The organism is Streptomyces luteogriseus, from assembly GCF_014205055.1.
In the GTDB taxonomy this organism is placed as follows: domain Bacteria; phylum Actinomycetota; class Actinomycetes; order Streptomycetales; family Streptomycetaceae; genus Streptomyces; species Streptomyces luteogriseus.
The window spans coordinates 7355886-7380944 of record NZ_JACHMS010000001.1 but is presented as its reverse complement, the minus strand read 5'-3'; the positions used below and the strand labels follow the sequence as shown (position 1 = coordinate 7380944).

The following is a 25059-nucleotide window of genomic DNA, read 5'->3' as shown; positions in this document are numbered from 1 at the left end:
GGGCAACCCGTCGAGCCACCGACGCCACGGGCGCGCACAGCCCTCCCCGCTTCCCGGTTGTGCGTAAGCGATCAGCGATAAACGAGCGAGGTGCGTGTGATACTGCACACCGACAAACGCCAGGCATTACTCCGTGAGGCACAGACCGAGATACGGGAAAATCACGGACGCGTCCCGGACGCGGACTTCTACACGAGAAAGCTGTCAGCGGCTTGGGAACGCGCACGCGGAAGCGAGGCCTACGGTCCGAATGAAGGGCGGGGCGATATCGGCGAGTTCTCCCTCGACCGTTTTCTGGAACTCCCCGTGACACCCCGTGAGTCGCTGAAGGCGCAGCCCCTGCGCTATGCGGCCGCCACCCCCACCGAGGCCTCGAAGTACTACGAGACCACCGGCACGACCGGGCAGCCCACGCCCACCCCGCGCCTGGCCGAGGACACCATCTGGAACACCGTCTCGGTGGCCGAGGCGTGGCGTCCGCTGCTCGGAGCCGACGAGCGCGTGGTGATCCTGCTGCCGTCCGACATCGTCCCCGTGGCCGATCTGATCTCCGGGGTCTGCGAGTACCTAGACCTCGCCCACATCCGGGCCTATCCGTTCGCCACCGGCATCTCCGGCTGGGACCGGCTGGAGTCGATGTGGCGGACCTTCCGCCCCACCACGGTCTTCGTCGCCCCCGGCGTCGCCCTGCAGTTCACCCGGCTGCTGGCGCAACGCGGGGAGCTCGGCGACCTCAGCTCCTCGGTGGACCGGCTGATGCTGCTCGGCGAGGTCAACACCGCGCCCTTCCGCGACCGGCTGGGCCGGTGGTGGAACGCACAGGCCTACGACGCCAGTTACGGGAGCACGGAGACCGGCACGCTCGCCGCTGCCTGCCCGCACGGCGGCCAGCATCTGCTGCCCGCCGCCACCTACTTCGAACTCGCCACGCCCGACGGGGTCGTCCCGCTGCACGACCGGGGCGAGCACCGGGAGGGACGGCTCGTCGTCACCCCGCTCAACGCCCACGCCAGGCCCCTCCTCCGGCTCGACACCGGCGACGAGGTCTCCATCGGGACCGACTGCCCGTGCGGCAGCGCCGCACCCCGGATCACCGTCCACGGCCGCTCCGCCGACGCCCTGCGGGTGCGCGGCGCCCCGCTGTCGGTACGTGCCGTCGAGGAGGTCGTCTACGGCGTCACCGACGCCACCGGCTACCTGCTGGAGGTGGACGGCGAGGGCGGCTACGCCCGGCTGCTCCTGGAACGCGGGGTCGGCGCCGGGCGCGACGGCGAGCCCGAGGAACGCCGGCGCGTCCAGGACCGGTCCGAGGAACTGCTCGGACTGCGCTGGGACGACGTGGTGCACGTCAACTCCCTGCCCGCCAACACCAAGAGCGGCGCGTCGCAGAAGAGCTGGAAGCGGTCCAACATCAGGGAAGTGGAGGTCTCGCGATGACCACCCCCGCGACGACCGCTCCGCGCGCTCCGCAGGGCACGGGCGTGTCCGGCGGCGAACCCGACCTGTGGTGCACCTACGCCGCCGTGCGGACCCTGGCCTGGCTGGACCGCACCGACAGCGTCAGCGACGCGGACGGCACGGCCGCCTACCTCACCGGCCGGCGCAACGCCGACGGCGGCTACGCCTGGAGCCGGGGCATGCTCTCCGACGCCTGGGCCACCTTCTACTGCACCCAGGGACTGCGCGACCTCGGCCGCCCGGTGCCCGGCCTGGACGCCACGTCCCGCTGGCTGGACAGCACCTGGTCCGGCGACGCCTACGCGATGCTGCCGGGGCAGGCCCCCGACGTGTGGGCCACCCACTTCTCCGCCCGCTCGGCCGCGGAGCTGTGCGGCGGCCGGGTGCCCGACCCGGATCGCCTGCTGGACTGGCTGAGCCGGCTCCAGTGCGCCGAGGGCGGACTCAGCTGGTCCCCCGAGGACGCACGCCGCGGCAAGGCCGACGTACGGGCCTGCTACTACGGGGTGCTGGCCTGGCGCGCCGCCACCGGGCAGGCCTCCGATGCGACGCCGCCCTGGGACGTCCCGGCGCTCACCGACTGGCTGCGCGCCCGGCAGGCCACGAGCGGCGGCTTCCACTTCGGCCCCGCCGCGGAGGTGCCGTGCCTGTGGGCCACCTACCGGGCCGTCGGCGCCCTTGGGGCCCTCGGCGAGACGCCGCGCGACCCGGACGCCTGCCGGGACTGGATCATGGGCCTGCGCGGCCCCACCGGCGCCTTCGTCCGCTGGGAGGGCTACGACGTCGAGGACGTGTGGGCGTCCTTCTGCGCGGTGGGCACCCTGAAGGCGCTCGGCGCACCGCTCGCCCCCGTCGCCGACGCCGTCACCGCCCGCATCTCCGAGCTGGGCTGCGCGGGCGGCGGTTACACCTACCGGGAGCCGTCGGCCGCCGCGGACGCCCTGAGCACCGCCGCCGCCGTGCTCTCGGCAGACCCGGGATCCCCGCGGCCGGAAGGGGTGCGCTGGCTGGAGGGCTGCCAACTGCCCAACGAAGGCGGCGTGATGTACATGCCGGGCCGGGGCAGCGAGGTGCGCTGCACCCTGTGGGCCCTGGCGGCCGGGGCGTTCGCCGAGGATCCGGCGGCCCGGAGGCGGATCGCCGGCTGGCTGGCCGGACTGCAGAACGCCGACGGCGGGTTCGGCTACTGGGAGGGCCGCGGGTCCGACATGGTGTCCACCGCCGCGGCCGTGGAGACGGCGGCCCTCCTCGGCGGCCCGGACGGGCTCGGCCTGGACCTCCGGGGCGTCCGGACCTTCATCGACTCCTGCCGCGTGTCGCCCGACTCGCACGACGCGCACGATGCGCGGCTCTCGGGTGTCTCGGAGGCATCGCGAGGGGAGCCGTACGCGCACGGCAACGTGCCGGGCGGCGAGCCGGGGCTGCGCCCGGCGCTCCAGGCCCAGCGGGTCCGCATGCTCCTCGGCCCCGGCTTCGCCGAGCCCGCCGAAGTGAGCGAGGCCGTCCGCACCCTGCTCGCCCGCCATCGCGTCCGCGGCGGCGGCTACGCGGGCGAGGGGCACCGGGTCCCCGACCTGCTCTCCACCTACGAGGCCGTGCTGGCCGCCGACCGGGCCGGACTCGGGCTCGACACCGCGCACCTGCGCGCGTTCACCGACCGGGTGCGCGACGCCGGAGGCACCGCCTGGAGTCCCCTCGCTCCCGGCAGCGGAGGCCCGCTCGCCGACTGCCTCGGCACCCTGCTCGCCCGGCGCCTGACGGCCGGCCCCGGTGTGCTGCCGGTGCTCGCCCTGTCCTGAACCGCCGAACCGGAGGCCTCGTGCCCACGATCACCATCCGTACCCCCGAACTCCCCGTCCCCCGGCGCCGGGCCGTCGCCCTGCGTGTCACCCGCTGGCTCACCGCCCAGGGTGTCCAGGCCGGTCACGTCGTCGTGCGTTTCGAGCCCACCGAGGAGAGCACCGTCTTCTCCGGCGGCATGCCGGTCGAGGCGCTGCCGCACGAGACGCCGGACGCCACCGGCGTGCACCACGCGTCGGTGACCTGCTGTGTGGGCCCCGACCGCGACGACGCCTTCCGCGACGGACTCGCCCGCTGCGTCACCGAGGCACTCGGCGCGGACGCCACGACTCCGTTCTGCTACCTGGAGTTCCGTCCCACCTCGCCCTCCGACGTCTACCTCGGCGCCGGCGACGGGTTGCGCCGGGCCGACGGCACCGCCGTGCGCCCCGCGCCCGCCGCCGTCTGACCGGCACCTGCCCGTGCAGCGTCCGCGCCGCGGTCCCCCTTCCCTCTGATCACCACAACCTGATCCACCACAACTCGATCCACCGCGACTTGATTCACCGCAACCTGATCCACCGCAAGGAGTACGACCATGACCACGACCGTCCCGTCCCTCGAGCAGATCCACGACCGGACCCGGTCCGTCCTCACCGGCCGCATCGGCGACGCCTTCACCGCCGTACCCTCCGACGCCGACCTCCAGCAGGCACTCGGCGAGCGCTACGACAGCCTCACCGCCATGGAGTGCATATCGGCCGTCGAGAGCGAGTTCGGCATCGAGGTGGACTTCGTCGCGGACGACGTCCGCCACTGGTTCTCCAGCGTCGAACGGATGGTGCGCTTCACCCACGAACGTCTGGAGGACACGGTGGCCCTCGGCCTGAGGAGCTGACCGTGCCGGACGTCGCCTTCGCCACCTCCGGCAGCACCGGCCCGCCGGTGACCTGGCTGCGTACCGAGGCGCAGCTGCACACCGAGGCGGCCCTGGTCCGCGAGGCGGTACTGGGCCCCGCCCGGTTCGGTCGCATCGTGTCCTACGCACCCCCCGAGCACCTCTACGGCCGGCTCTACAGCCGCGAACTGCCCCGCATCGAGGGCGTCCCGGTGACCGGTCTGTGGGACGAGCCGCTCGCCCTGCCGCCGCTCGACGACGGCGTGCCCACCCTGCTGGTCTGCCTGCCCGCCACCTGGCAGCTGCTCGCCCGGCACCTGCCCGCCCTGGCGCGGCACGGCCGGGTGACGGCCCTGCACAGCACCGGCCCCACCACCCCTGCGGCCCATCAGGTCACCTCACACCTCTTCGGCACCGGCTTCCGGGCGTTCGAGCTGCTCGGCTCCACCGAGACCGGCGCCGTCGCCCACCGCCCCGTCGCCGCGGGGCAGCACGACGCGCTCCCCTGGACCCTGCTGCCCGACGTGGATTTCCTGCACGACGTGGAGCTGCCACCCGGCGCAGCCACGGACGGCGATCCCACAGCCGGCGACGGCGGGGCCCGGCGGCTGCGGGTCACCAGCCCGCGGCTGGCCCGCCGGGACGGCACCGAAGCTCCTCCGGACGACTGGGAGTTGTCCGACCTCGTCGCTCCGGTGGGCCCGCGCACCTTCCACCACCTGGGGCGCGCGTCCCGGCTGATCAAGGTGAACGGGCTGCGCTGCGACCTGGCCCGCGTGGAGGAGCTGGCCCGCGCCCGCTGCCCCGGCGTCGACCTGGTCTGCGCCCCCGTCGGCGACCCGGTGCGCGGAGAGCACTACGAGATGTTCTACGCCGGCCCCCGGCCGGCCGACCCCGCGGACCTGCGCCGGATGCTGGGCCGGCTCCCCTCCGGCCTGCCCGCGCCGCGTGCCGTGCACCGCGTCGCCCGCATTCCCCGCAGCGCCACCGGCAAGGTCCTCACCGCCGAGCTCACCGCCGCCCGACCCCCCGCCGAGGAGCCCGAGCATGTCTGACACCCCCACAGCCCAGGACGCGATCACCGCCTATGCGCGGCAGGCGCGTTGGACGACCCCGGCGTCGCGGCCCTCGGTCCCCGGCGCCCCGGTACGGATGTCGTTGCCGGAGAGGGTGACGGCCCGCTCCCGAGGCACCCTAACCGCCGAGGAGTGGCGCACCGCCGAGGCCGCCTGGTCCGACGAGGCCGACGCCCGCTACCGCGCCTGTGTCCAGCGCGCCCCGCTCGGCCCGGACGCCCCGCCGGTGCGCGTCGGTGTGAAGGACACCGTGGACGTGGCCGGCTTCCCCACCCGGCTCGGACTGCGCGGCCACCGCCACCACGCCCGCGTCTCGACCCCCGCGATCTCCGCCCTGCCGCCCGGACTCGCCTCCGTGACGGCCAAGGTGGTCACCACCGAGCTGAACATCGGGGTCGGGTCGGAGTGCGTCAACCCCTACGTCCCGCACATCGACCCCGGCGGCTCCAGCACCGGCACGGCCGTGTCGGTGGCTGCCGGCATCTGCGACCTCGCCCTCGGCACGGACGTCCTCGGCTCGGTGCGCTGGCCCGCCGGCCAGTGCGGGACGGTGGGCCTGCGGATGACCCACCGCAGCTCGCTGCTGGAGGGGGTCTTCCCGCTGTCCCCGCCCATGGACGCACTGGGCTGGGCCGCCCGCAGCGCTGCGGACCTGGCCTACCTGTGGCCGCTCCTCGGACTCGACCGGCTCGGCGCCCAGCGCCCGCCCGGTGAGGGCCCGTACCGGCTCGGGGTCGTGGCCAACACCGAGGGGCCCGAGGGCAAGTGCGGTCCCGTCATGCGCGGGGCGCTGGAGACGGCCTGCGGGCACCTCGAAGCGAGCGGCCACCTGCTCGACGCCGTGCGCGTCGACGACCTGTGGGCGCTGCGCGGACCCGCCTGGGAGCTGTGCGCGCGCCAGGCGTGGGACGCGTACCAGGTGTGGCGGCCCTGGGTGCCTGCCGACCTGCACGAGACCACTCGCGGTGCGCTGGAGGTCGGGGCGAAGGTCCAGGACGACCGCTACGCCTGGATCCTGGAGCGTCTGGCGCACACCCGCGCCACGGTCGAGGGCGACTTCGACGCCGCGGGCGTGGACGCCTGGCTGCTGCCCCTGGACCCGGCCGCGCCGCCGGACCTCGCGACCGCCGGCGCCCGGGTGTCGACCATCCCGGCCCCGCAGGACCCCGACTACGACGTGCGCGTGGCCTACACCCCGCTCGCCAGTTTCGCCGGGCTGCCCGCGCTCACCATGCCGGTCGCCCGGGACGAGCGCGGGGCTCCGCTGTGCGTGCAGCTCATCGCCCGCCGCGACCACGAACCGCTGCTGATCCGGCTGGCCGCGCTGCTGGAGGAGGCGGTCGGGCCGCTCGGCCTCCGGCCGAGCTGAAGCGACCCGCCCCGCCCGGACGACGGAAGGCAGCCATGCCCCTCTCCCACCCCTCCGCCGACCCCCGGTCGCCCGACACGCTGGTGGGTGACCTGCTGGACCGCAGCATCGAGCCCCTGGAACCGACCGCGGTCGACCAGGCCCGGATGGCGGCGGCCCACCGCGCCCTGACCGGCCTCGACGGCTCCCGACGCGTCTACGGGGTCACCCACGGCTTCGGACCGCTGGTGGACCATCCCGCCGATCCGGACCCGGCCCGTCAGGGGCTCGGCCTGATCTCCCATCTGGCGACCGGGCAGGGCGAACCACTGCCGCCGGACGTCACCCGCACCATGGTCTGGCTCCGGCTGCGCGGCATGACCCTGGGGCACTCCGCCGTCGCCCCGAAGACCTGGCAGCGACTCGCCGACCTGCTGAACGCCGGTTTCGTCCCGGTGGTACCCAGCGAGGGCAGCCTCAGCGCGAGCGGCGACCTCGTCCCCCTGGCCCACGCGGCGCTGGCGTTCGCGGCGCCCGGGTCGGGCGACGACGGTGAGGCCGGCGGCGCCGACGACGCCACCTCCCCGACCTGGAGCCCGGCCCCCCGGCCTCCCCGGGCCGGGACCGCGGCCCCCGAGTCTCCCCGCCCCCCGACCCCGCCCCTGGACTCTCCCGCCCCTCAAGCCTGGTACCGCGACTCCGGAGGCGCATGGCGGCGGGCGGACGCCTCGGCCGTGCTGGACGGCCTGGGCCTGCCTCCCGTCACCTGGGACGCGCGGTCTGCGCTCGCCTTCGTCAACGGCAGCAGCGCCTGTCTGGCCCGCGCCCTGCACACCCACCGGGAGCTCGGCGCGCTCACCCGGGCCGCCGCGGCCGTCACCGGCCGGACCGCCGCGCTGCTCGGTGCCTCGGGCGAGCCCTACGAGGACGCGCTCCAACGGGTGCGCAACCAGCCCGGGCAGCGGACGGTCGCCTCGTGGATCCGGGCCGAACGCACCGCCGCGGGCGCCACGCCCGACCCGGCGCCCGGCCCGGACCGCCCGCTCCAGGAGCGCTACTCCCTGCGGTGCGCCCCCCAGGTGCTGGGCGCCGTCCTGGACCAGCTGGACCTCCAGGGCTCGGTCCTGGCCGACGAGGCGGAGGGGTGCAGCGACAACCCCGTGCTCGTCGACGGCGACCTGCTGCACGGCGGCAACTTCCACGCCGCCCCCGTGGCGTTCGCCTCGGAGACGCACGCCTCCTGCGCGCACCAGGTGGCCTACCTGATGGAGCGCCAGCTCGCCCTGGTGCTGGACCCGGCGGCCAACGGCGGACTTCCCCCGCTGCTGACGCCCCGGCCCGGCGCCGGGAGCGGCTTCGCCGGGGTGCAGATCGCGGCGAGTTCCCATCTGGGCCGGCTGCGCCAACTGGGCCATCCGGCGTCGTTCACCGCCGTGCCGACCAATCTCCACAACCAGGACCAGGTGCCGCTCGCCCTCAACAGCGCCAACACCGTGGCCCAGATGACCGAACGGGCCTGGTGGATCCTCGGCTCGCTGCTCCTCGCGGTGAACCAGCTCGCCCACCTGACCGGACACCGGGACTGCGACGAGGTACGGCTGTGGCGGGAGCTGCGGGAGGAGTTCCCGCCCCTGGACCGGGACCGTCCGCTGGCCGGGGAGATCACCCGGGCGGCCGCGCTGGCCCGGGCCCGTCACCTGCCTCTCACCAGCACCGACCCGGACGCCACGACCGCAGCGGTGTGACGCCGTGCCTCTCCCCCACGACCAGCCCACGGAGGAAGAACCATGACCGCCACGCGCCTGCTGCTGCCGGCCCGCGCCCGGCAGCAGCCCGAATGGGCCTCGCTCGACGAACTCAAGGACGTCCTGCTCGCCCTGGAGAACAAGCCTCCCCTGGTGGACGCCACCGCCTGCGCCGACCTCGCCACCGAACTCGGGCGGGCCGCCCACGGTGAGGCCTTCGTGCTGCAGGCCGGGGAGTGCGCCGAGCGGTTCGCCGACGCCACCCCCGACGTCGTGCTCGCCAAGGCGGACGAACTGCACGCCTTGGCCGACGAGTTCACCGCGGCCGGCGGCCCACCGGCGGTCCGGATGGGCCGGATCGCCGGGCAGTACGCCAAACCGCGCTCGAACCCGACCGAGACCCTGGCCGACGGCACCGAACTGCCCGTCTACCGCGGCGACGCGGTCAACGCCCCCGAGCCCACCGCGGCGGCCCGTAGCGCCCTCCCGTCCCGGCTGCTGCTGGCGTACCGGCACGCCGGTACCACGCTGAGCACCCTGCTGGAACGGGACCTGGGCCTGGCCGGCCGGACCGCCCCCCAGCGCACGTACGCCGGGCACGAGGCGCTGCTCCTGGAGTACGAGCAGGCTCTGGTCCGTAAGGGCACGGACGGCAGGGGCTACGGCTCCTCCGGCCACTTCCTGTGGATCGGTGACCGTACTCGCCAACCGGACCACCAGCACGTGCAGTTCGCCGCCTCGATCGGCAACCCGGTGGGCGTCAAGATCGGTCCCTCGGCCTCCCCCGAGGACGTCCGCACGCTGGTGCGGATGCTCGGCGCCCGGCGGCACCCCGGCCGGCTCACCCTGATCGTGCGCATGGGCCGGGACCGGATCGTCCCGAAGCTGACGTCCGTGCTGAGGGCGCTCGGCGACGAGGCGTCCGACGTGGCCTGGATCTGCGATCCCATGCACGGCAACACCCGGGTCAACGGCGCCGGGCAGAAGAGCCGCGCCGTCGAGGACGTCACCCGGGAGATCGAGGGCTTCGTGACGGCCCTGCACGCCCACGGCCTGCACCCCGCCGGTCTGATGCTGGAGACCGCCCATCACCCCGTCACCGAGTGCGTCGACTCGGCGGCGGAGCTGGCCTCGGCGAGGCCGCTGCCCCGCTACGAGTCGGCCTGCGACCCGCGGCTGAGCCCGCGCCAGGCCCGTGAGGTCGTGGCCTTCACGGCGGCCCTGCTGTGAAGCGGCCGGCCGGACCCGCCCGGGCGCCCCCTGCGTCGGCCGCCCCGGACCACCGGCACGAACCGGACCAGAACCAGAGAAGGAAGAGGCGACACACCCATGGAGTTCCGCCGGCTCGGCAACAGCGGCCTCGTGATCAGCGAGCTCGCGTTCGGCAACTGGATCACCCACGGTGCCCAGATCGACGAGGAGACGGCCCAGGCCTGCGTCCGGGCCGCGCTCGATGCGGGCATCACCACTTTCGACACCGCCGATGTGTACTCCGAGACCCGCGCCGAGACCGTGCTGGGCAAGGCACTCGCCGGTCAGCGACGTGAGGGCCTCGTGCTCTCCACCAAGGTATGCCACCCGGTGGGCCCCGGCCCCAACGACCGCGGCCTGTCCCGCAAGCATGTCGTCGAGGGCTGCGAGGCGTCGCTGCGCCGCCTCGGCACCGACTACGTCGACGTCTACTACGCGCACCGCTACGACCCTGGCGTACCGCTCGAAGAGACCATGCTGGCCTTCGCGGACCTGGTCCGCTCCGGCAAGGTGCTCTACGTCGGGGTGAGCGAGTGGACCGTCGAGCAGATCAGCCGCGCCGCCGGTCTCGCCCGGGAGCTGCGCGTCCCGCTGGTCGCGAGCCAGCCGCAGTACTCCATGCTGTGGCGGGTCATCGAGTCGCAGGTGGTGCCCGCGTGCGAGCGGGAGGGTCTGGGCCAGGTCGTCTGGTCGCCGCTGGCGCAGGGCATCCTCAGCGGCAAGTACCGTCCCGGCGCCGCCGCGCCGGCGGATTCACGGGCGGGCGACGACGCGGGCAAGGGCTTCGTCGACATGCTGGTCGGCCACTGGTTGAACGACGAGGGCGCTCTGCGGGCCGTCCAGGAGCTGGGCCCGGTCGCCGCGGACCTGGGTCTGACGATGAGCCAGCTCGCCCTCGCCTGGGTCCTGAAGAACCCGTCCGTCTCGGCGGCCATCATCGGCGCGAGTCGTCCGGAGCAGGTCAAGGAGAACGTCGCGGCCTCGGGCGTGCGCCTGGAGCAGGACGTGCTGGACCGCATCGACGGGATCCTCGGGGACTACGTGGTGCGGGACCCGGCGCGGACGGGCTGATCCCCGCGTCCGGGGAGGGGGTGTCAGGAACGACGAGAGGAGCAGGGACCGAGTGGCTGACACGGACGTCATGGACGGCGTACGGGAGTTCGGCCGGCCGCGGGCGGAAGGCAGCGCGGTGATCGTGACCGGCGGGAGCCGGGGCCTCGGCCGGGCGACCACGCTCCGGCTCGCCGCGCAGGGCTGTGATCTCGCCGTGTGCGGCCGGGACGCCGCCTCGCTGAAGGCGGTGGCCGAGGAGGTGCGGGCCCTGCACGGGCGCGTCCTGCGCACCGAGCGGCTGGACGTGCTCGACGAGAGTGCCCTCGCGGCGTTCGTACGGGACTCCGCCGCCGAACTCGGCCGGGTGGACGGCCTGGTGACGGTGGCGGGTGGCGTGCACGGCACGGACCTGCGTGCCACGGAACCGTCCGACTGGGACCGGACGTGCCGGCTGAACGTCACCCATCCCGCGATCGCCCTGCGCGAGGCCGCCGGACCGCTGGCCGAGACCGGGGGCAGCGCCGTGCTCGTCTCATCCGTCTCCGGCTGGAAGCCCGCACCGCCCGCCCAGTACGCGGCGGCCAAGGCCGCGCAGATCCACTTGGCCGCCTCCCTGGCCCGCGAGCTCGGGCCCCGGGGCGTCCGGGTCAACTGCGTCTCGCCCGGCTCGATGCTGATCGAGGGCAAGGGCTGGGCGAGGCTGCGGGACGAGGATCCGGAAGGCTACCGCCGGTTCGAGCAGGAGTTCCCCGGCGGCCGCCTGGTCGATCCGCGGGATGTCGCCGAGGTGATCGCCTTCCTGCTCTCGGGGCCGGCGCGGGCGGTCAACGGCGCGAACATCCCCGTGGACGGCGGACAGAACGCACCGAGCGCCTACGGCTACTGAGCCGCTCCCGGCGGCCCCCCGGGGCACGAGGGCCGTCGGGCCCGTGACGGCCGGAGTGGCTGGTTCAGCCCTGCTCCGGGTGGTCGAGGCCCTCGTGCCCCACGTGGGAGACGCCCCGCACGTTGAGCTGTTCCTGCACGTCGCCGAGCAGCTCACGCAGCAGCTCGGCGAGTGCCTCCTGCCGCTCCGCGCCCAGGCCTTCGAGGAGCTCGGCCTCGCGCGCGAGCACCCGGTCCACCGTGCGCTCCACCAACTCGTGCCCGGCCGTGGTCAGTTCCACCAGCACCGCGCGGCTGCGGCCGGGGGCGGGTCGGCGGGTGACCAGGTGTTCGCGTTCGGCGCGTGCGACCCGCTGCGAGACGGCACCCGCGGTGACCAGGGAGTGCACGGCGAGGTCCCGGGTGCTCATCGTGTAGGGAGGCCCGCTGCGGCGCAGCACGCTCAGCAGGTCCAGGGTGGCCGGGTCGACCCCCGCCTCGGCCAGGACCCGCCGGCGGTCGTCGCCGAAGTGCTTGGCGAGCTGCCAGATCCTCGTGACCACGCCGATGGAGTCCACCGGGGTCTGGGGGCGCTCGCGGCTCCACGCGGCCGCGATGGCGTCCGCGGGGTCGTCTCCTGTCGGGCCCGCGGCGGCCGGCCGGCGATCGCTTCGTTCCGGCGTCCTCATGGGGATTCCCTTCCACCTGCTACATTTAGATCTGAATTTAGCGCTAAACGTATGCGACGACGAGTGGTGATATGCGCACTGTGACACGGAAAGCGAGTCCGAAGGCCACGGCCGGGGCCTCCACCACCACCGGCCCTCCTCGAGCCACCGGACGGGACTGGGCGGGTCTCACCGTGGTCCTGCTGGCGATGTTCATGAGCCAGATCGACATGTTCATCGTGAACGTCGCCGCTCCGGGGATCCAGGCGGACCTGAACGCCGGGTTCGGCCAGCTCCAGTTCGTGATCGACGGGTACGTGATCGCTTACGCAGCGGGCATGGTAACCGGCGGCCGTCTGGGCGACCGGATCGGCCGCAAGCGCACCTTCCAGTACGGCGTGGCCGCCTTCACCCTGACGTCCCTGCTGTGCGCGCTCGCGCCCGGCCCGGGCACACTCATCGCGGCGCGGGTGCTGCAGGGCCTGTCGGCCGCGGTGATGACACCGCAGGTGCTCTCCCTCATCCGGGCCGTCTTCGTGCACGAGCGCGACCGCGCCCGGGCCGTCGGTGCCTACGGCGCCTCCATCGGCGCGGGCGTCATCGCCGGCCTCGTCGGCGGTGGCCTGCTGCTGGACCTGGACGTGGCGGGTCTGGGCTGGCGCATGATCTTCCTCATCAACGTGCCGATCGGCGCGGCGATCCTGTGCGCGGCCGTGCCCGTCGTCAGCGAGAGCCGCAGCGCGGACCGGCCGCGCCTGGACATCGCCGGGGCGGCCTTCACCGCCGTGCTGCTGCCCCTCGTCCTGATCCCGCTGATCCTCGGCGGTGAGCACGGCTGGCCCTGGTGGACGTACCCGTGCTTCGTCCTCGGCGCCGTCGGCACCCTGGCGTTCCTGCGCTGGGAGCGCCGGACGGAGGCCGCCGGAAACGACCCGCTGCTGCCGGCCCGGCTGCTGCGGGCCAGGGGGTTCCCGCTCAGCATGGGCACGGTGCTGATGTTCTTCTCGGGCAACGCCGGGCTGTTCCTGGTGCTCACCTATCACCTCCAGTCGGGCCTGAGGCAGACCCCGCTGGCCGCGAGCCTGGTCTTCGTGCCGCTCGGCCTCGGGTTCATCGTCGCCTCGGCCGCGTGCCGCAGGCTCGCCGCCCGGTTCGGTATCGGGGTGTCGGTGGCGGGCGGCCTGGTCATGGCGGCCGGTCTCGTCGCCGTGCCCGCCGTCACCGGCCTCGACGGCTCGGACCAGGCGGTCGCGCTCGCCGCCGTGATGGGCGTGTCCGGACTGGGGCAGGGCCTGGTCGTCGCGCCCCTGGTGGACACCGTTCTCACCCGGGTCCACCCGGACGACGCGGGCGCCGGGTCCGGTGTGCTCAACACCGTCACCCAGGCGGGGATGGCCTTCGGGGTAGCCGTCATCGGGGCCCTGTACCGCGGCTTCCTGGGTACCAATCCCCAGTCGCCGGGTCCGGACACGGACCTGACCGACTTCGCGGAGGCCTTCGACCGCACCGCGTACGTCCTCGCGGCCCTCGCCGTCGGCACGGCGCTGCTCGCGTTCCGGCTGGGCCGCGTCCCGGCGGGGGCGTCGGTCGAGGACGGGGAGGGGGCCGAGGGCCGGACCGGAACCGGGCCCCGCTGACCTCGGCGGACCGACCGGACCCCGCCCGTGCCGCACCGCCGTGTGCGAGGCGGAGCCGCCGTCAGGCGTCCCCGTACGCCTCCCCGCCCGCCTCGAAGCCGGCCGTACCGGCGGTGGCGTCGGCGAGCCAGGACCGGAAGGCGGGCACGTCGGCGTCCGGGAGGGCGATCTCGATGGTGACGGCGTCCCCGTAGCGCACGTCCCGGACTTCGCGCCCGCCGGTGCGCAGGTCGTTCTCGAGCTTGCCGGCCCGCTGGTGGTCGACGGTGACCGTGGCCAGCCGGTACCTGCGGCGGGTGCGGGTGCCGAGGCTGTCCAGGGCCTCGCCGACCGCCCCGCCGTACGCCCGGATGAGCCCGCCGGCGCCGAGTTTGACCCCGCCGAAGTAGCGGGTGACGACGGCGACGACGTACCGCATGTCGCGGCGCAGCAGCATCTGCAGCATGGGGACGCCGGCGGTGCCGCCGGGTTCGCCGTCGTCGCTCGCCTTCTGGACGGAGGCGTCGGCGCCGATGACGTAGGCCCAGCAGTTGTGGGAGGCGTCCGCGTGCTCCTTGCGGACCGCGGCGATGAAGTCCTGGGCCTCCTGCTCGGTGGCCGCCGGGGCGAGGGCGCACAGGAAGCGTGAGCGGTTGACCTCGGTCTCGTGCACGCCGGCGCCGGCGACCGTGCGGTATTCGTCGGGCATCCGGCCAGCCTATGCGCGGCCCCGGGGCTACTTCTTCGCGCCCCGGGGCACGGTCACGGACGTGAGCAGCGCGGTGCCGGGGGCGAGGGCCCGCCAGGCCGTGCCGCGCCAGGACAGGACGGCGATCGCCGACGTGGGGAACTTCGTGCGGACCTGCTCCAGGGTGTCGTCGAGGCCGTCACCGGCGAGGGCCAGGACCAGTTCCTCCAGGCCCGGGTTGTGCCCGATCAGCAGCAGCGTCTCCACCTCGGCGGGCACCTCGTGCACCACGGCGAGCAGGCCGGAGGGTCCGGCGGCGTACAGCCGCCGGTCGTGCCGGACCGGCGGGGGTGTCCCCCACTCGGCCGCGGCCAGGTCCCAGGTCCGCCGGGCGCGAACGGCGGTGGAGCACAGCGCCAGATCCGGCAGGAGGTCGGCGTCGGCCAGGGCCCGCCCGGCAGCGGGGGCGTCCCGGCGGCCGCGCGGGGCGAGGGGGCGTTCGTGGTCGGCGACGTCCAGCGGCCAGGCGGACTTGGCGTGCCGCAGCACGATCAGGCGGCGCAGCGGGCCGGCTCCGGCGCGTTCGATCACGACGGGGATCCCAGGTCGCGGGTGAGGTCGAGGCCGAGGAGCCGGTCGGCGTAGGCGTAGGTCTCGAAGCGGGCACCGTCCGCCAGATCCGGTTCGGTCTCTACCTGACGCAGGACGTCCAGCACCCGCGGGACGTCCAGGTCGTCGTCCCAGGCGTCGCGCAGCCGGCCCCGCACGTCGTCGGGGACCGGCCGCGAGGGCTGCCGCGCCCAGCGGGCGACCGAGCCCCGCCAGCGGGCGAGGGTGCCGCGGGCGTCGTCGAGTACGGCTTCCTCCAGCCGGACGGGGGTGCTGTGGTGCCGGGTGATCAGGGCGAGGCGCAGGACGGCGGGGTCGCAGTGGCCCGGCGGGCCGGGCTCCACGGGCGCTACGGAGATCCGCACCCCGTCGGGTGCCGTCCCGCCCTCGGTGGTGACGTGGACGACCTGGGACTCGCCCAGTCCGGCACCGACGTCGGGGCTGTCCTCGAAGGGGCGGATGCCGAGTGTCGTGGCGCCCGCACGCAGCTCCGCCTGTCGGCGGCCGCCGGTCAGCAGGGCCCACACCGGCGTGCCGCCGAGCTCCAGGGTCCGGACGAGCAGGTCCCCGACGAGCAGCACGCGCAGGTTCGTCGTGTCGGAGCCGGGTGCGTGCACCTCGACACGGGTCAGGCCCCGGCGGGCCGGGGCGGCGTCGACCGGCTCACGGGTTCGGGCGTCGATGATGCGCAGCACGAGGCGAGCGTAGGCGGGCGGGCGGGCACGCGCAGGCAGGTTCGGCGTTTTCCGGCCACCGTGGCGGAATCGCCCCACCAATGGCGCGCCCGGCCGCCCCAGTCAGACCAGCGTGCCCAGGAACCGCACATGAGGCCGGCCCTCGGGCCCTTCGCTGCTGACGGCGGCCCGCACCCCGTACACGTCGGCCATGAGCTCCGCCGTGAGCACGTCGCCCGGAGTGCCCGCGGCCACGACCCGCCCCGCGGACAGCACGACGACCCGATCGCAGTACATCGCGGCGAGGTTGAGGTCGTGCAGGGCCACCACGGTGGTGACCGGCAGGCCCGTGATCAGAGCGAGGAGGTCGAGCTGGTGGTGGATGTCGAGGTGGTTGGTGGGCTCGTCGAGGAGGAGTTCGCGGGGCTCCTGGGCGAGCGCGCGGGCGATCTGCACCCGCTGGCGTTCGCCGCCCGAGAGGGTGTGCCAGGGCTGTCCGGCCCGGGCGTCGAGGCCCGTGCGCTCCAGGGCGGCGCGCACCGCCCGTTCGTCGTCCGCCGAGGCGGGGGTCCAGGCGCGGCGGTGCGGGACGCGGCCCAGCCGTACGACGTCCTCGACCGTCAACTCGATCTGGGTGTCTGACTGTTGCTCGACCACGGCGAGGCGCCGGGCGACCGTGCGGCGGGGCAGGTCGCCCAGCGGTGTGCCGTCGAGGGTGACGACTCCCGAGGTCGGCGTGAGCAGCCCGGCCAGCAGCCGCAGCAGCGTGGACTTGCCGGAGCCGTTGGGTCCGAGGACGCCGACCGTGGAGCCGGTCTCCGGCGCGAGGGCGACGCCGTCCAGAATGAGACGCCCGTCGGCGCGGCGGCTGACCCGCTCGGCCCGCAGCCCCGCCACCGGTGCCTCCGCCCCGCTCACCGCGCCCTCCGCCTCCACCGCCGCCCCCGTGTCACTCATCGCACTCTCCTCGTCCGGTACAGCACCGCCACGAAGGCCGGCACCCCGATCAGTGACGTCACGACCCCCACCGGGACCTCCTGCGGATCGAGGACGGTGCGGGCCAGGGTGTCCACCCACACGAGGAACACCGCTCCCGCGAGGGCGGTGACCGGCAGCAGCCGCGTGTGCCCGGGTCCGGTCAGGGCCCGCGCGGCGTGCGGCAGGACCAGGCCGACGAAGCCGATCGCCCCGGCCGAGCTGACCAGCGCGGCTGTGAGCAGGGCCGTGACACACAGCAGCACCAGACGGGTCCGGGCGAGGGACACCCCGAGCGCGGCCGCCGCGTCCTGCCCGAAGGCGAAGGCGTCGAGGGTACGGGCGTAGGACAGGCAGACCACCAGGGCCACGGCCAGTACGGCAGCGCACAGCCACACGTCGGTCCAGCCGGCGCCGCCGAGCGAGCCGAGGAGCCAGAACAGCACGCCTCGGGTCGTCTCGGCGTCGGCGGAGGTCATCACGACGAAGGAGGTGAGGGCGGAGAAGAGCTGCATGGCGGCGACGCCCGCGAGGACGACCCGGTCGGTGGTGCCGCCGAGGGTGTGGCTGAGCAGCAGCACCAGCCCGAACGACAGCAGGGCGCCGAGGAACGCGCCCCCGGACACCGACAGGGCGCCGCCGCCCACGCCCAGCACGACCACGAGGACCGCTCCGGTGGAGGCGCCCGAGGACACCCCGAGCACGAAGGGGTCGGCCAGCGGGTTGCGCAGCAGCGACTGCATCACCGCACCGCACACGGCGAGTCCGGCCCCGCACACGGCGGCGAGCAGGGTGCGGGGCAGTCGCAGCTGCCAGACGATCCCGTCCCGGATCGGCGTCAGCTCCGAGCTGCCGAGGCCGAGATGGGCGGCCACCACGGACCACACGTCACCGACGCCGATGTCGGCGGGACCGATGGTGATGGCCACGGCGAGGGAGACGACGAGCGCGACGGTCCCGGCCGCGCCGAGCACGAGTCCTGCCCGGCGCCGGGGCCTGGTCCCGACAGCAGGCAGACCCTGGGCGGTCACTTCACCAGTCCGAACCGGCGCAGCCCGGCGGCGACCTGCTCCACACCCTCGACGGTGCGGATGGTCGGGTTCATGGCCTGCCCGCTGAGGAGCACGTACCGCTTGTGCCGGACGGCGTCCATGGTCCTCGTGACGGGGTTGGACTCCAGGAAGGCGATCTTCTTCGCGGCCGACTCGGCGGTCTGGGACTTGCGGGTCAGGTCGCCGATGACCAGGACGTCGGGGTCACGGTCGGCGACGGTCTCCCAGTTGACCTGCGGCCACTCCTCGTGCGTGTCGTCGAAGACGTTCTTCGCGCCGAGGGCCCGGGTGATGATGCCGGGCGCCCCGCAACAGCCCGCCAGGTAGGGCGACTCGGAGTTCGCGAACCAGTAGAGGAGGGTGACGTCGGAGGCGTCGATGCCGGCCGTGGCCTTCTTCATGCGCTGCTGGAGCGAGGCCACGAGTGCGTCGCCGCGCTTCTTCACCCCGAACACGGTCGCGAGGTCCCGGACTTCGCCGTAGACGGTGTCGATGTCCAGGGCCTTGTCGCGGGCGCCGTCGCCGCCGCCCGAGTTGTCCTTGCCGGCGCAGTCGGACGGGGAGACGTAGGTGGGGACACCGAGTTTCTCGAACTGCTCGCGGGTGGCGACGCCGCCCTTGCCGAGGGTGGAGACGAAGGACGCGGCGACGAAGTCGGGCTCGGTGTCCAGGACGCGTTCGAAGGACGGGTTGTTGTCGGCGAGGCGCGGCACCTTCGCGTCGGCCTTCTCCAGCCCCTTCATCACGGGGTCGGTCCAGGTGGCCGTGCCCGCGAGGCGGTCGGCGAGGCCGAGGGAGAGCAGGATCTCGGTGGTGCCCTGGTTAAGGGACACGGCGTGGCGCGGCGGGGCGGCGACGCGGACCTCGTGCCCGCAGTTGGTGAGGGTGACTGCCGCCTTGGCGTCGGTGGACGCGGCGCCGCCGCAGCCGGTCAGGAGCAGGGAGCCGGCCGCGAGCAGGGCGGCGGCACGGGCGGGTCGGGCGAGGGGCACGGGAACCAGTCCTCAGGCGTCGAGGGCCCATTCGCGGAGCCCGGTCGTACGGTGCTCCCCCGCCGCACGCGGCCGCGGGGGCCGCCAGCAGGTCTTCGGACTCGGGATCACCCGGATCGGAGCGCCTTCCCGGACGTCCACGAGGGAGTCCAGTGGCCGAGGCCCCGCCCGTCCCCCTCACCGCTGCGCGTCAGTTCCGGATTCGCACCGGATTCCCTGACCCACGTACATGGGTTCGACTGGCCTCGGCAAGCTATCACGGAGGCCGCCCGGGGAATCACCGCGCGTCCGGCGCCGTTGCACGAGGAGCAGTTCGTCCACGACTTCCGAGGAGGCCGCCGGTGTACGGCGACGAGGCAACGGTCCGCAGGATCCTCACCGAGCTCGGCGACACCTGGGCCGTGGTGGGCCTGTCGTCGAACCAGCGGCGCGCGGCGTACGGCGTCGCGGCCGTGCTCCAGCGCTTCGGCAAGCGCGTCGTGCCGGTGCACCCGAAGGCGGAGACGGTGCACGGGGAGCAGGGGTACGCGAGCCTGGCGGACATCCCCTTCGACGTGGACGTCGTCGACGTGTTCGTGAACAGCGACCTCGCCGGGGCCGTCGCGGACGAGGCGGTCGCCAAGGGCGCGAAGGGCGTCTGGTTCCAGCTCGACGTCATCGACGAGGCGGCGTACGAGCGGACCCGCGCGGCGGGCCTGGAGATGGTGATGGACCGCTGCCCGGCGATCGAGATCCCACGGCTGTCTCATCACGGCGTACAGAAACCCTGAAGCGTTCGCCAGGAAACACCCGCGCCCGGGCGGTTCGCGGACCGGCTGCCGCACCGGGAGCGCCCCTACCGACTGCCCGGCGGGAAGGTCCGCTCGCCGCTGTCGTTCGTGGTGGCCAACCTCATCATCTACTGGTCCACCTGGGGGCACCCTGTGGCGGCTCGGCGTGGCCATCGTTTTCGGCTACGTCCTGCTCGGCGGCTACGCCTGGTACGCCACGCGCAAGGGTCTGCCCGATGCGCCCCGGCTCGACTGGAAGGCCGCCCGGTGGCTGCCCGTCCATCTGCTGGGCCTGGGCGTCATCTCCTGGCAGGGCGGCTTCGGCGGCCGGGGGCACCTCGCCCTGGGGTGGGACATCCTGGTCATCGCGGTGTTTTCGCCGGCCATCTACTACTGGGCCCCGGCCTCGGCCTCCCTGGCCGGGGAGATCGAGCGGAGCATCGAGGAGCTGGCCGTCGCGGAGGTGCCCGTGCACTGAGAGCGGCCTCCATAATGTGCGCATGACCCGCCCCCTTCCGTCCGCCGACTCCGGTGCCCCGCAACGCTTTTCGGTCGTTGTCGTGGGCGCCGGCCCCGCGGGTCTGACCGTCGGCAGCATCCTGCGTGCCGCGTCCGTGGACTGCCTGGTGCTGGAGACCGAGACCCGGGAGTTCATCGAACAGCGGCCCCGGGCCGGGGTCATCGAGGAGTGGGCCGTACACGGTCTGGAGAAGCGGGGCCTCGCCCGCAACCTGCTGGACCGCGCCGAACTGCACACCGCGTGCGAGTTCCGCTTCGACGGCGAGCGGTACCGGTTCCCGTACGGTGAGTTGACGGGCAGTCACCATTTCGTCTATCCACAGCCGTTGCTGGTGACGGACCTGGTGCGCGAGTACGCCGACGTCCGGGGCGGCGCGATCCGCTTCGGCGTCCGGGACGTGCACGTCCACGACGCCGACACCGACCGGCCGTGGGTGTCGTACATCTGCCCCGGGACGGGTGAACTCCAGGTCGTGCACTGCGATTTCGTCGCGGGCTGTGACGGGGCCCGCGGGGTGAGCCGAGCCGCGCTCCCGCCCGAGCGGGTGCGGATCGCGCGGCACGACTACGGTATCGGCTGGCTGGCGCTGCTCGCCGAGGCGCCGCCGTCCACCGACTGCGTGCTGTTCGGCTGCCACGAGCGCGGCTTCGCCGGTCAGATGCCCCGCAGCCCCGAGGTGACCCGCTACTACCTCCAGTGCCCGCCGGGCGACGACGTGGAGAACTGGCCGCACGAGCGCGTCTGGTCGGAGCTGCGGGAGCGGCTCGGGGCGGCCGGTGTGCCGCCGCTGGCCGAGGGCCGGCTGATCGAGAAGCGCGTGCTGGACATGCACGACTACGTGGTCGAGCCGATGGCGCACGGCCGGCTCTTCCTCGCCGGCGACGCGGCCCATCTGGTCGCCCCGATCGCCGCCAAGGGCATGAACCTCGCCCTGCACGACGCCTTCCTGCTCGGCGACGCCCTGGTCGCGTGGCTCACCACCGGTGACGGCAGCGGCCTCGACGGCTACGCGCAGGCGTGTCTGCGGCGCGTGTGGGACTACCAGGAGTTCTCGCAGTGGCTGTCCGAGGTGTACCACGGCACGGCGGCGGGCGACCCGTTCCGCGCGGGCACCGCACTCGCCCGGCTGCGCCGTCTGTTCACCTCGCCCACGGCGGCCGCCGCCTTCGCCGAGCAGTACCTCGGGACGGCGGCGCGCTACTGAGCGAGCCGTGCTCAGTCGTGCGGGGGCCGGTCGCTGAGCCGGTGGTCGGCCACGTTCAGCGCTTCGTCGACGAGTCGGCGCAGATGACCGTCGCGCAGTGAGTAGACGACCCGGCGGCCCTCTTTGCGCGTGTCCACCAGGCCCGCGAGGCGCAGCCGCGCCAGGTGCTGGCTGACGGCGGGCCGGGCCGCTCCGCACACCTCGGTGAGCGTCGTGACGTCGGCCTCTCCCCCGGCCAGCGCGTGCAGCAGGGCGAGCCGGGTCCGGTCCCCCAGCAGGGCCAGCAGTTCGGCGGCGAGGGCGAACTGCTCCTCGCCGGGGCTGCGCGGATGCGCATCATGCGCAGATGACAGGTGCATGCGTGCGCTCATACGCACATAATGGCGCCACGGCACGGGTACGTCCACTCTCGCGCGCACCGGAAGGGGATCCACGTGAGCGATCGGCACGAGCACTCCCACCCTCATGAGCACACCCACGGGCCCGGTCAGGAACACGGGCACGACCGGGGGCACGACCACGGTCCCGGCCAGGAGCACCGGCACGACCGGGGGCACGACCACGGCCACCGGCACCGCCTTCGCCACCGGCTGGCCCACCTCCTCGCCCCGCACTCTCACGAGACTGCCGACAAGGTCGACTCCGCCCTGGAGTCCTCTGCCCGGGGGATGCGGGCGCTCTGGGTCTCGCTCGTCGTCCTCGGCGTGACGGCGCTGGCCCAGGCGGTCGTGGTGGCGGTCTCCGGGTCGGTCGCGCTGCTCGGGGACACGGTGCACAACACCGCGGACGCGCTGACCGCCGTCCCGCTCGGGATCGCCTTCGTACTGGGCCGGCGCGCGGCCACGCGCCGCTTCACCTACGGCTACGGGCGGGCCGAGGACCTGGCCGGTCTCGTGATCGTGCTGACGATCGCCGCGTCCGCGGCCTTCGCGGGCTGGACGGCCCTGGAGCGGCTGCTGGATCCGCGCCCGGTCCAGCACGTCCCGGCGGTCGCCGTGGCCGCCCTCGTCGGCTTCGCGGGCAACGAGTGGGTGGCCCGCTACCGCATCCGCGTCGGCCGCTCGATCGGCTCGGCCGCGCTGGTCGCCGACGGGCTGCACGCCCGCACGGACGGTTTCACCTCGCTGGCCGTGCTGCTGGGCGCCGGAGGATCGGCCCTGGGATGGCACCTGGCCGACCCCGTCGTCGGGCTGGCGATCACCGCGGCGATCGCGCTGGTGCTGCGGGACGCGGCCCGGGAGGTGTTCCGCCGGGTGATGGACGCCGTCGACCCGGCCCTGGTGGACCGCGCCGAGCGGGCCCTGACCGAGGTGCCCGGGGTGCGCGGGGTGGGTGAGCTGCGGCTGCGCTGGATCGGTCACCGGCTGCGCGCCGAGGTGGCGGTCGTGGTGGACGGCGACGTGACGGTGCGCGAGGCCCATCGCATCGCCGTGGACGCCGAGCACGCGCTGCTGCACGCGGTACCCCGGCTGACCGCGGCCCTGGTGCACGCCGATCCCGAGCCGGCCCCGGGCGAGGGCGACCCGCATCTGCCGCTGGCCCACCACATCGCCGCGTAGGCCGGCCGGCCCCGCAGCTGCCGCCGGGTCCACCGCCGACCGGCTCATCGCGACGTCGGGTCAGGAGACCCCGAGCCCCTCCAGCACCTCGGCGTGCGGCAGTTCGGCGAAGGCCTTGCCCGGGATCAGCAGCTTGCCGCGCCGCCGCCCGCTGCCGACGAGCACGTACGGCAGGTCGACGACGGCGGCGTCCACCAGGAGGGGCCAGCCGTCCGGCAGCCCGAGCGGGGTGATGCCGCCGTACTCCATGCCGGTCGCGCCGGTGGCCGTGTCCATCGAGGCGAAGGAGGCCTTGCGGGCACCGAGCCGGCGGCGCACGACCCCGTTCACGTCGACGCGGGTGGTGGACAGCACGAGGCATGCGGCGAGCGTGGACTCGCCGCCCCGCTTGCCCGAGACCACCACGCAGTTCGCCGACCGTTCCAGCAGATCCTGCCCGTAGTGCTCCACGAAGGTGGCGGTGTCGGCCCACTCCGGGTCGGTGTCGACGTAGACGATCTGCTCGGCGGGGACGCTGCCCTGCCAGTGGCGTACGGCGTCGGCGACGGGGCCGGTGAGTTCGTCGAGGCAGGCGGGGGCGGGTCGGGCGTCGTCAAAGTGTCCGATGGGTGCGCGCATGGCCGCACGCTAACAACAGCGGCCCGGTGGCGGACCGGACGTCTCAGGTCACGGGCGGCACCGAGACGGCCATGACCATCTCCATGGGCGCGTCACCGGTGTTGCCGTAGGTGTGCGGGACGTTGGCCTCGAAGTGGACGCTGGCGCCCGCGGGCACGCGGTGCTCGACGCCGTCGACGGTGAGGGTCAGTTCGCCCGCCGTGACGTGGAGCAGTTCGGTCGTGCCGGCGGGGTGCGGGTCCGACGGGCTGCTCTCACCGGGCATGAGCCGCCAGTCCCACATCTCCAGGGGGCCGGGCGCCTCGGTACCCGCGAGGAGCCGGTTGTAGCTGCCGGCGTCGGTGTGCCAGAGCCGTACGGCCTGCTCGGCCGGGATGACGCGCACGTTCGGGCCCTGCTCGTAGTCGAGCAGGGTCGTGATGCTGACGCCGAGCGCGTCGCCGATCTTGACGACGGTGCCGAGGCTGGGGTTGGTGCGGGCCTGCTCGATCTGGATGAGCATGCCGCGGCTGACGCCCGCCCGGGCTGCGAGCACGTCCAGAGTGAAGCCGCGCACCGCGCGCCAGTGCTTGACGCTCCGCGCCAGGGACTGGGTCAGCAGGTCGAGGTCCGACACATTCCGTCCAATATTCTGTATGACACAGTGCAATGCGCTGCACTATGGTGTGGTTCACCTGATCGTTCACTGAACTGTACTGCGAGGTATCCGTCCCATGACAGCGCTCTTCGCCTTGGCCACCAGCCTGCTGTGGGGGCTGGCCGATTTCGGCGGCGGTCTGCTGACCCGGCGCACTCCCGCGCTCACGGTGGTCGTGGTCTCGCAGTCGATCGCGGTCGTGGTGCTGGGCGCGGTCGTGGTGGCGACCGGCGGCTGGAGCGAGGCGGGGCCGCAGCTGTGGTTCGCCGTGGCGGCCGGGCTGGTCGGTCCGGTGGCGATGCTCGCCTTCTACAAGGCGCTCGCGCTCGGCCCGATGGGCGTGGTCTCGCCGCTGGGGTCGATCGGCGTGGCGGTGCCGGTCGGGGTGGGACTGATGCTGGGCGAGCGTCCCGGGCTGCTGCAGTTCACCGGCATCCTGGTGGCCGTCGCCGGCGTGTGCCTGGCCGGCGGCCCCCAGTTCCGCGGCGCTCCCGTACAGCGGCAGGCCATCGTCCTGACCCTGCTCGCGGCGTTCGGCTTCGGCGCGGTGATGGCCCTGATCGCCGAGGCGTCGACGACGCTGACCGGCCTCTTCCTCGCCCTGTTCGTGCAGCGGGTCACGAACGTCGCCGCGGGCGGGCTCGCGCTGTTCGTGTCGGTGCGCCGCGGGGCGCCCGCCCTTCCGGCGGACGGCTTCCCCTGGCGCACCCTGCCCGCCCTCGCCTTCGTCGGCCTCGCGGACGTCGCCGCCAACGGCACGTACTCGATCGCCGCGCAGCACGGCCCGGTGACGGTCGCCGCCGTGCTGGCCTCCCTGTATCCGGTGGTGACGGCAGCGGCGGCACGCGGCATCCTGCGCGAGCGGCTGCGGGCGGTGCAGGCCGCGGGCGCGGGCCTGGCCCTGGTGGGGACGGTCCTACTGGCGTCGGGCTGACCCCGGCAGCGACTCCCGGGGGTGCGGCGTCGGGCCGAACCCGGCAGAGGCTCGGGGGCGTTGCGGCGTCG

The 25059-nt window shown here is 74.1% G+C and carries 25 protein-coding genes, 1 pseudogene and 1 riboswitch; of the genes and pseudogenes, 16 read left to right on the top strand and 10 right to left on the bottom strand.

The window, feature by feature from the left end; genetic code table 11:
* Positions 1-306 precede the first annotated feature (306 nt).
* From BJ965_RS32975 to BJ965_RS32930, 10 genes are all read left to right on the top strand, one after another.
* On the top strand, positions 307-1437 hold the full coding sequence (locus tag BJ965_RS32975; protein WP_313667414.1) for a phenylacetate--CoA ligase family protein: 1131 nt from the start codon (positions 307-309) through the stop codon (positions 1435-1437).
* Positions 1434-3257, top strand: coding sequence for a prenyltransferase/squalene oxidase repeat-containing protein (locus tag BJ965_RS32970; protein ID WP_184913876.1), 1824 nt, complete (start codon positions 1434-1436; stop codon positions 3255-3257). Before BJ965_RS32975 ends, BJ965_RS32970 begins: the two co-directional genes overlap by 4 nt.
* 20 nt (positions 3258-3277) lie before the next feature.
* Positions 3278-3706: a hypothetical protein gene (locus BJ965_RS32965; RefSeq protein WP_184913874.1), complete on the top strand. Its 429-nt coding sequence runs from the start codon at positions 3278-3280 to the stop codon at positions 3704-3706.
* A gap of 129 nt (positions 3707-3835) precedes the next feature.
* The gene (locus BJ965_RS32960) at positions 3836-4135 is read left to right on the top strand and encodes an acyl carrier protein (RefSeq protein ID WP_184913872.1); all 300 of its coding nucleotides are present in this window, start codon (positions 3836-3838) and stop codon (positions 4133-4135) included.
* Between the two features lie 2 nt (positions 4136-4137).
* On the top strand, positions 4138-5190 hold the full coding sequence (locus BJ965_RS32955) for an acyl-CoA synthetase (RefSeq protein ID WP_184913870.1): 1053 nt from the start codon (positions 4138-4140) through the stop codon (positions 5188-5190).
* Entirely contained in the window at positions 5183-6580 is a 1398-nt protein-coding gene (locus BJ965_RS32950; RefSeq protein ID WP_184913867.1) for an amidase, read from the top strand. Before BJ965_RS32955 ends, BJ965_RS32950 begins: the two co-directional genes overlap by 8 nt.
* 35 nt (positions 6581-6615) lie before the next feature.
* The gene (locus tag BJ965_RS32945; RefSeq protein ID WP_184913865.1) at positions 6616-8304 is read left to right on the top strand and encodes an aromatic amino acid ammonia-lyase; all 1689 of its coding nucleotides are present in this window, start codon (positions 6616-6618) and stop codon (positions 8302-8304) included.
* 42 nt (positions 8305-8346) lie between these two features.
* A complete protein-coding gene (locus BJ965_RS32940; protein ID WP_184913863.1) occupies positions 8347-9534 on the top strand; it encodes a 3-deoxy-7-phosphoheptulonate synthase in 1188 nt (395 codons plus the stop codon).
* Between the two features lie 99 nt (positions 9535-9633).
* Positions 9634-10626 (top strand): aldo/keto reductase family protein, encoded by a 993-nt coding sequence (locus BJ965_RS32935; RefSeq protein ID WP_184913861.1) that lies wholly within the window; start codon positions 9634-9636, stop codon positions 10624-10626.
* A 52-nt stretch (positions 10627-10678) separates the two neighbouring features.
* Complete coding sequence (locus BJ965_RS32930; RefSeq protein WP_313667411.1) at positions 10679-11494, top strand: SDR family NAD(P)-dependent oxidoreductase; 816 nt, start codon at positions 10679-10681, stop codon at positions 11492-11494.
* A gap of 64 nt (positions 11495-11558) precedes the next feature.
* On the opposite strand, the gene BJ965_RS32925 is transcribed toward BJ965_RS32930, so the two are convergent.
* The gene (locus tag BJ965_RS32925) at positions 11559-12161 is read right to left on the bottom strand and encodes a MarR family winged helix-turn-helix transcriptional regulator (RefSeq protein WP_184913859.1); all 603 of its coding nucleotides are present in this window, start codon (positions 12159-12161) and stop codon (positions 11559-11561) included.
* A gap of 71 nt (positions 12162-12232) precedes the next feature.
* On the opposite strand from BJ965_RS32925, the gene BJ965_RS32920 reads away from it, so the two are divergent.
* Positions 12233-13777 carry an MFS transporter gene (locus BJ965_RS32920; protein WP_246546103.1) on the top strand — a complete coding sequence of 515 codons (1545 nt, stop codon included), beginning with the start codon at positions 12233-12235 and terminating at the stop codon, positions 13775-13777.
* 61 nt (positions 13778-13838) lie between these two features.
* On the opposite strand, the gene BJ965_RS32915 is transcribed toward BJ965_RS32920, so the two are convergent.
* From BJ965_RS32915 to BJ965_RS32890, 6 genes are all read right to left on the bottom strand, one after another.
* On the bottom strand, positions 13839-14465 hold the full coding sequence (locus tag BJ965_RS32915) for a YigZ family protein (RefSeq protein WP_184913857.1): 627 nt from the start codon (positions 14463-14465) through the stop codon (positions 13839-13841).
* 27 nt (positions 14466-14492) lie between these two features.
* The gene (locus BJ965_RS32910; protein ID WP_184913855.1) at positions 14493-15035 is read right to left on the bottom strand and encodes a SixA phosphatase family protein; all 543 of its coding nucleotides are present in this window, start codon (positions 15033-15035) and stop codon (positions 14493-14495) included.
* A complete protein-coding gene (locus BJ965_RS32905) occupies positions 15032-15748 on the bottom strand; it encodes a hypothetical protein (RefSeq protein ID WP_313667408.1) in 717 nt (238 codons plus the stop codon). Before BJ965_RS32905 ends, BJ965_RS32910 begins: the two co-directional genes overlap by 4 nt.
* 102 nt (positions 15749-15850) lie before the next feature.
* Positions 15851-16684: an ABC transporter ATP-binding protein gene (locus BJ965_RS32900; RefSeq protein WP_246546100.1), complete on the bottom strand. Its 834-nt coding sequence runs from the start codon at positions 16682-16684 to the stop codon at positions 15851-15853.
* Entirely contained in the window at positions 16681-17733 is a 1053-nt protein-coding gene (locus tag BJ965_RS32895; protein ID WP_184913853.1) for a FecCD family ABC transporter permease, read from the bottom strand. Before BJ965_RS32895 ends, BJ965_RS32900 begins: the two co-directional genes overlap by 4 nt.
* Positions 17730-18746, bottom strand: a complete 1017-nt coding sequence (locus tag BJ965_RS32890; RefSeq protein WP_184913851.1) for an ABC transporter substrate-binding protein — start codon at positions 18744-18746, stop codon at positions 17730-17732. Before BJ965_RS32890 ends, BJ965_RS32895 begins: the two co-directional genes overlap by 4 nt.
* A 69-nt stretch (positions 18747-18815) precedes the next feature.
* Positions 18816-19005: riboswitch (cobalamin riboswitch) on the bottom strand.
* A gap of 82 nt (positions 19006-19087) precedes the next feature.
* Here BJ965_RS32890 and BJ965_RS32885 point away from each other — a divergent pair.
* From BJ965_RS32885 to BJ965_RS32875, 3 genes and pseudogenes are all read left to right on the top strand, one after another.
* Entirely contained in the window at positions 19088-19516 is a 429-nt protein-coding gene (locus tag BJ965_RS32885; protein WP_184913849.1) for a CoA-binding protein, read from the top strand.
* Positions 19517-19543: 27 nt separating this feature from the next.
* A pseudogene (locus tag BJ965_RS32880) lies at positions 19544-19994 on the top strand (APC family permease); the annotation flags it as partial.
* Positions 19995-20016: 22 nt separating this feature from the next.
* A complete protein-coding gene (locus BJ965_RS32875) occupies positions 20017-21240 on the top strand; it encodes a 4-hydroxybenzoate 3-monooxygenase (protein ID WP_184913847.1) in 1224 nt (407 codons plus the stop codon).
* Between the two features lie 11 nt (positions 21241-21251).
* On the opposite strand, the gene BJ965_RS32870 is transcribed toward BJ965_RS32875, so the two are convergent.
* Entirely contained in the window at positions 21252-21611 is a 360-nt protein-coding gene (locus tag BJ965_RS32870) for an ArsR/SmtB family transcription factor (protein WP_184913845.1), read from the bottom strand.
* A gap of 63 nt (positions 21612-21674) precedes the next feature.
* Here BJ965_RS32870 and BJ965_RS32865 point away from each other — a divergent pair, with 63 nt between their 5' ends.
* Entirely contained in the window at positions 21675-22799 is a 1125-nt protein-coding gene (locus BJ965_RS32865) for a cation diffusion facilitator family transporter (protein WP_184913843.1), read from the top strand.
* A 60-nt stretch (positions 22800-22859) separates the two neighbouring features.
* Here BJ965_RS32865 and BJ965_RS32860 read toward each other — a convergent pair whose 3' ends face one another.
* Positions 22860-23417, bottom strand: coding sequence for a YbaK/EbsC family protein (locus BJ965_RS32860; RefSeq protein WP_184913840.1), 558 nt, complete (start codon positions 23415-23417; stop codon positions 22860-22862).
* Positions 23418-23460: 43 nt separating this feature from the next.
* Positions 23461-24033 (bottom strand): XRE family transcriptional regulator, encoded by a 573-nt coding sequence (locus BJ965_RS32855; protein ID WP_030835686.1) that lies wholly within the window; start codon positions 24031-24033, stop codon positions 23461-23463.
* 97 nt (positions 24034-24130) lie between these two features.
* On the opposite strand from BJ965_RS32855, the gene BJ965_RS32850 reads away from it, so the two are divergent.
* Positions 24131-24988, top strand: a complete 858-nt coding sequence (locus tag BJ965_RS32850; protein ID WP_142165187.1) for a DMT family transporter — start codon at positions 24131-24133, stop codon at positions 24986-24988.
* The last annotated feature ends 71 nt before the right edge of the window (positions 24989-25059 follow it).

Coding starts and splice junctions, on each gene's coding strand:
- BJ965_RS32970 (WP_184913876.1), top strand. CDS start 1,434: ATGACCACCCCCGCGACGACCGCTCCGCGCGCTCCGCAGGGCACGGGC.
- BJ965_RS32960 (WP_184913872.1), top strand. CDS start 3,836: ATGACCACGACCGTCCCGTCCCTCGAGCAGATCCACGACCGGACCCGG.
- BJ965_RS32950 (WP_184913867.1), top strand. CDS start 5,183: ATGTCTGACACCCCCACAGCCCAGGACGCGATCACCGCCTATGCGCGG.
- BJ965_RS32945 (WP_184913865.1), top strand. CDS start 6,616: ATGCCCCTCTCCCACCCCTCCGCCGACCCCCGGTCGCCCGACACGCTG.
- BJ965_RS32940 (WP_184913863.1), top strand. CDS start 8,347: ATGACCGCCACGCGCCTGCTGCTGCCGGCCCGCGCCCGGCAGCAGCCC.
- BJ965_RS32935 (WP_184913861.1), top strand. CDS start 9,634: ATGGAGTTCCGCCGGCTCGGCAACAGCGGCCTCGTGATCAGCGAGCTC.
- BJ965_RS32925 (WP_184913859.1), bottom strand. CDS start 12,161: ATGAGGACGCCGGAACGAAGCGATCGCCGGCCGGCCGCCGCGGGCCCG.
- BJ965_RS32920 (WP_246546103.1), top strand. CDS start 12,233: ATGCGCACTGTGACACGGAAAGCGAGTCCGAAGGCCACGGCCGGGGCC.
- BJ965_RS32915 (WP_184913857.1), bottom strand. CDS start 14,465: ATGCCCGACGAATACCGCACGGTCGCCGGCGCCGGCGTGCACGAGACC.
- BJ965_RS32900 (WP_246546100.1), bottom strand. CDS start 16,684: ATGAGTGACACGGGGGCGGCGGTGGAGGCGGAGGGCGCGGTGAGCGGG.
- BJ965_RS32875 (WP_184913847.1), top strand. CDS start 20,017: ATGACCCGCCCCCTTCCGTCCGCCGACTCCGGTGCCCCGCAACGCTTT.
- BJ965_RS32870 (WP_184913845.1), bottom strand. CDS start 21,611: ATGAGCGCACGCATGCACCTGTCATCTGCGCATGATGCGCATCCGCGC.
- BJ965_RS32860 (WP_184913840.1), bottom strand. CDS start 23,417: ATGCGCGCACCCATCGGACACTTTGACGACGCCCGACCCGCCCCCGCC.
- BJ965_RS32850 (WP_142165187.1), top strand. CDS start 24,131: ATGACAGCGCTCTTCGCCTTGGCCACCAGCCTGCTGTGGGGGCTGGCC.